Raw genomic sequence first — 5193 nt, forward strand, 5'->3', positions numbered from 1 at the left:
AAGCACCCGGGTCACCCTCCACGCCGCGAACTCCGCCGCCGTCGCCACCGCGGTGCGCGACGGCGTCGCCGACCTCGGCTTCGTCGAGGGACCGGTCGACCGCACCGGCCTGTCCGCGGCCGACGTCGGCGAGGACACCCTCGTCCTCGTCGCCGCCCCCGACGACCCCTGGGCGCGGCGGCGCACCCCGGTCGACGCCCCCGCCGTGGCCGGGCGTCCCCTCGGCAGCCGGGAGCCCGGCTCGGGGACCCGGCGGGTGTGGGAGGACGCGGTCCGGGCGGCCGGCGCCGAGCCGGCCCCGCCCGAGGTCGAGCTGGACACGACGGCGGCCCTCCTCGCCTCCGCCACCTCCGGCGGCCCGCCGGTCGTCGTGAGCCGCCGGGCGGCCGCACCGGCCCTCGCGACCGGCGCCCTCGTCGAGGTCCGGACCCGCGGCATCGCCACGCGTCGTGTCTTCACGGCGCTGTGGGTGGGCGGCCGGGTCCCGCCCCGGGGCGCGGCCCGCGACCTCGTCGCCCTCATCGCGCGGAGCGGTCAGCCACAGGACTAGCCTGTGACATCCCAGGGTGGCGAGGGCTACCGGGCCCGCCCGGTCGGCGCGAGCATCGAGGCGTGAGCCGCCCCGCCCTCCCCCCACCCGGACCGTCGTGGTTCCCCGCCGTCATGGGCACGGGGATCCTCGCGACCCTCCTCCAGCTGCACGGCGGGTCCGCCACCGGGCCGCTGCACCTGGCCGCCGTCGTCGTCCTCGTCCTGGCCTGGGCCGTCCTGCTCGGGCTGGGCGGGGCGTTCGCCGTCCGGGTCGCGCGCCGGCCGGGCACCCTGCGGGCCACGACGACCGACCCGGTCGTCCTGCCGATGTGGGGGACCGTCGCGATGGGACTGCTCGCCGTCGGCTCCGCCACCGTGACCGTCCTCCCGGTCGCCGTGCCCGGCGCCGAGGCGCTCGCGGTCGGCGTCGACGCCGTCCTGTGGACGGCCGGGACCGTGCTCGGGCTGGCCACCGCGCTCGGCTTCTCCGTCGTGCTGCTGCGCGGCCACCCCGGCCCGCCGACCCTCGTCTGGGGCCTGCCCATCGTGCCGCCCATGGTGTCGGCCACGACGGGGACGGCCTTCGCGCCGTACCTCGGCGACGGCGGCCGCTTCCTCGTCGTCCTCGTCACGAGCGCCTGCTTCGGTCTCGCCCTCGTCCTCGGCCTCCTCGTCTTCGGCATCGGCTACCACCACCACTGGCGCGTCTCGCCCGTCGCCCTCGCGGCCTCGCCCTCGACCTGGATCCCGCTCGGCATCGTCGGCCAGTCGGCGGCGGCCGCCCAGGCCATCGCGACCGCCGCGGCCCCGGTGCTCGCGCCCGACGCCGCGTCCCTCGCCCACGACGTCGCCGCCGGCTACGGCGTCGTGGTCCTCACGATCGGCCTCCCGCTCGTCGCGTGGGCGGTGGTCGTCACGGCCCGCGGGTTCCTCGGCCGGATGCCCTTCACCCCCGGCTGGTGGGCCCTCACCTTCCCCGTCGGGACCCTCTCCCTCGGCGCCCACCTCCTCGGGGCGGCCACCGGATCGACGGTGCTGACCGCCGTCGGTGCCGTCGTCCTCGCCGTGCTCTGCGGCACCTGGTCCCTCTGCGCCACGGCGTCGCTGTCCGCCGTCGCCGCGGCCCGACACCCGGGCGCCCCGACGCGCGAGGCGTCGCGGACGGTGCGGTGGGCCAGGATGGGCGGGTGACGACCAGCGCCGACGCCGCCCCCGCCCCCGGCCCCGCCCCGACGATGCGGGCCCTGGTCTACGACGAGCCGCGCTCCTTCGCGGTCCGCGACGTCCCGCGGCCGGTCGCCGGCCCGGGCGAGGTCGTCGTCGACGTCGACCTGGCCGGGCTCTGCGGCACCGACCTGCACCTGCACGAGGGCGGCTTCTTCGCCTCCTTCCCGCTGACGCCGGGCCACGAGTCGACCGGCACCGTCCGCGAGGTCGGCGTCGGCGTCGGGCACGTCGAGGTCGGGCAGCGGGTGGCCGTCGACAACGCGTCGGCCTGCGGCCGGTGCCCCACGTGCTCGCGCGGCGACCACCTGTACTGCGAGGACTTCCGATCGCTCGGCGTCAACGCCCCCGGCGGCTTCGCGGAGTCGCTCCTCAGCCCGGCCCACAAGGTCTACCCGGCGCAGGACCTCCCGCCCGAGGTCGCCGTCCTCGCCGAGCCGCTGGCGTGCGCCGTGCACGGGGCGGACGTGCTCGCGCTGCGCCCGGGCGCCGACGTCCTCGTCGTCGGGGCGGGCACCACCGGGCTGCTGCTGGCCCAGCTGCTGCTGCACGGCGGCGCGGGCCGGGTCACCGTGGCGGCGCCGACGGCGTTCAAGCTGGACCTCGCGCGGACCTACGGCGCCGACCGGGTCGTGCAGGTCACCCGGGACGCCGCCGCCACCGCCGCGACCCTCCACGACCTCCAGCCGGGCGGGTTCGACGTGACGGTCGACGTCACCGGTGCCGCGTCCGTCGTCGAGGTCCTGCCCGGGCTCACCGCGACCAACGGCACCGTCTTCGTCTACGGCATGTGCGACGAGGACGCCCGCGTCTCGTGGAGCCCCTACGACGTCTTCCGCCGGCAGCTGACCGTCAAGGGCTCCTTCGCGCAGGTCGACTGCATGGACCGGGCGCTCGCCCTGCTGCGCTCGGGCCGGGTCCGCACCGACGGCCTCGTCACCCACCGCTACCCGCTGTCGGCGTACGGCGAGGCGCTGGAGACCCTGCGCACCGACCCCACGAGCCTCAAGGTCCTCCTCGACCCCACCGCGTGACGAGGGCGCGCCGCGACCCGTCGCGCGCGGCTGTCGAGACCCCGGATCGTCCGCGAGACCCGGCTTACGAACCGCGTTCCGGCGGACATTTCGGGGTGACCCCGAAATGTCCGCCGGGCCGGCGCGCGGCCGACCGGGTAGTCGGGTCAGAGCGCGCCGGCGGCGGCGCGTCCGGCGGTGCGGCCGCTGAAGAGGCAGCCGCCGACGAAGGTGCCCTCGAGCGACCGGTACCCGTGCAGGCCCCCGCCGCCGAACCCGGCGACCTCGCCGGCGGCGTACAGCCCCGGCACCGGGTCACCGGCGCCGTCCAGCACCCGCCCCGAGAGGTCGGTGTGCAGCCCGCCGAGCGTCTTGCGCGAGAGCACCCGCAGCCGGACGGCGACGAGCGGCCCGTGCTTCGGGTCGAGGATGCGGTGCAGCGGGTGGGCGCGCTTGGTCAGCCGGTCGCCGCGGTAGCGGCGCGCCACCCGGACCGCGGCCACCTGGGCGTCCTTGGTGAACGGGTTCTCGACCTGCCGGTCCCGCTCGACCACCTGCCGCTCCAGGTGCGCGGGGTCGACCGGGTGGTCCGGCTCCAGGGCGTTCATCGCGGCGGCGAGCCCGCGCACCGAGTCGGCGGTCAGCCAGTCCTCCCCGTGGTCCAGGAAGGCCTGCACCGACGGCTGCACCGGGGTCACCGGCCGCCGCAGCACGTCGCGGTAGCGCCGCTCGGTGAGGTCGAGGTTCTGCTCCGACCCCGACAGCGCGAGCTCCTTGCCGGCGAGCGAGCGGTTGAGGACGAACCACGAGTGGTCGGCCCCGGTCCGGCGCAGGTGGGCCAGCGTCCCGAGGGTGTCGAAGCCCGGCAGGTACGGGTTCGGCAGCCGGTCGCCGTGGGCGTCGAACCACAGCGAGCTCGGCCCGGGCAGGATGCGGATGCCGTGCCCCGGCCACACCGGGTCCCAGTTGCGCACCCCCTCGACGTAGTGCCACATCCGGTCCCGGTTCACGACCGCGCCCCCCGCGGCCTCGGTGATGCCGATCATCCGCCCGTCGACGTGCGCCGGCACCCCGGTGAGCAGGGTCGACGGCGCCGGGCCCAGCCGGTCGGTGGGCCACGCGGCCCGGACGAGGTCGTGGTCGCCGCCGATGCCCCCGGAGGTGACGACCACGGCCTGCGACCCGAGCTCGAACTCCCCCACCGCCTCCCGCGAGGACGCCACCCCGCGCGGTGCGGCGTCGGGCGCGAGGACGCTCCCGCGTACCCCCGTCACGGCCCCGCCCGTCGTCACCAGCGCGTCCACCCGGTACCGCGGCCGGTAGACGACGCGCCCGCCGGCCATGTGCTCACGCACCCGGCGCTCGACGGGCGCGACGACCCCGGTGCCGGTGCCCCAGGGGATGTGGAAGCGCGGCACGGAGTTGCCGTGCCCGCCGCTCGTGCCGTCCCCGCGCTCGGCCCAGCCGACGACCGGGAAGAACGAGACACCCTGCGCGCGCAACCAGGCCCGCTTCTCCCCGGCGGCCCAGTCGACGTACGCCCGCGCCCACTCCCGGCCCCAGTGGTCCGGGCCGGGCGAGCCGTCGGGCCCGGTCAGCCGGTCCCACCCGGCCGAGCCCTCCCAGTCCTGCCAGGCGAGCTCGACGGAGTCCTTGACGCCCATCCGTCGCTGCTCCGGGGACCCGACGAGGAACAGCCCGCCGAAGCTCCACCACGCCTGCCCGCCGAGGTTCGCCTCGGACTCCTGGTCCAGGAGCACGACGGACCGGCCGGCGTCCGCGAGCTCGCAGGCGGCGACGAGGCCGGCGATCCCGGCCCCCACGACGACGACATCGGCGTCCATGCCGCCACCCTAGGCAGTCGCGCCGTCGCGGTCAGTCTTCGGATCACGTAAGGATCGGCCCGCGACGGCCGCCGCACCCTGGTCCTGCCCGCCGGAGCGTGGGCATGCTCCCTCCCGGACCGCCACAGCGACGTGGCGGCGGACCGAAGGAGACCGGCCATGGCGACGGATGCGGGAGAGACCACGACGACCAGCGGACCGGAGGCCGACGCCCCACGCTGGCGGCTCGTCGGGCCGGGTCTCGTCGTGGCGGCGACCGGGGTCGGCGCCGCCGACCTCGTCGCGACGATGGTCGCGGGCAGCCGCTACGGCTACGCCCTGCTCTGGGCCGTGGTCCTCGGGTGCGTCATGAAGATCGTGCTCGTCGAGGGCGCCGGGCGGTACTCCCTGGCCACGGGCCGCACGATCTTCGAGGGCTGGCAGACCCTCGGCCGCTGGACCACGTGGTACTTCGGCCCGTACATCGTGGTCTGGGGCTTCGTCTACGGCGCCGCGGCCATGGCCGGCACCGGCCTGGCCCTCTACAGCCTCTTCCCCGCGCTGTCGGTGACGGCCTGGGGCGTGATCTCCGCGCTCATCGG

Annotated in this window: 5 protein-coding genes; 4 read left to right on the forward strand and 1 reads right to left on the reverse strand. The window is 76.8% G+C overall.

What is annotated here, in order from left to right; all coding sequences use genetic code 11:
• From EPD83_RS19700 to EPD83_RS19710, 3 genes are all read left to right on the forward strand, one after another.
• The coding region (locus EPD83_RS19700; RefSeq protein WP_235950747.1) for a LysR substrate-binding domain-containing protein at positions 1-550 on the forward strand (550 nt) is incomplete at its 5' end.
• A gap of 62 nt (positions 551-612) precedes the next feature.
• Complete coding sequence (locus tag EPD83_RS19705) at positions 613-1722, forward strand: TDT family transporter (protein ID WP_235950748.1); 1110 nt, start codon at positions 613-615, stop codon at positions 1720-1722.
• Positions 1719-2789 carry an alcohol dehydrogenase catalytic domain-containing protein gene (locus EPD83_RS19710; RefSeq protein ID WP_205859636.1) on the forward strand — a complete coding sequence of 357 codons (1071 nt, stop codon included), beginning with the start codon at positions 1719-1721 and terminating at the stop codon, positions 2787-2789. Before EPD83_RS19705 ends, EPD83_RS19710 begins: the two co-directional genes overlap by 4 nt.
• Positions 2790-2935: 146 nt before the next feature.
• Here EPD83_RS19710 and EPD83_RS19715 read toward each other — a convergent pair whose 3' ends face one another.
• Entirely contained in the window at positions 2936-4612 is a 1677-nt protein-coding gene (locus EPD83_RS19715) for an FAD-binding dehydrogenase (protein WP_165567041.1), read from the reverse strand.
• Between the two features lie 159 nt (positions 4613-4771).
• Between EPD83_RS19715 and EPD83_RS19720 the strand changes: the two genes are divergently transcribed.
• The coding region (locus EPD83_RS19720; protein ID WP_205859637.1) for an Nramp family divalent metal transporter at positions 4772-5193 on the forward strand (422 nt) is incomplete at its 3' end.

The sequence above is a fragment of the Phycicoccus flavus genome (genome assembly GCF_004025965.2).
GTDB lineage: Bacteria > Actinomycetota > Actinomycetes > Actinomycetales > Dermatophilaceae > Phycicoccus > Phycicoccus flavus.

Bases quoted from the DNA above. Each gene is read 5' to 3' on its own strand.
- EPD83_RS19715 (WP_165567041.1), bottom strand. From the start codon at position 4,612: ATGGACGCCGATGTCGTCGTCGTGGGGGCCGGGATCGCCGGCCTCGTC.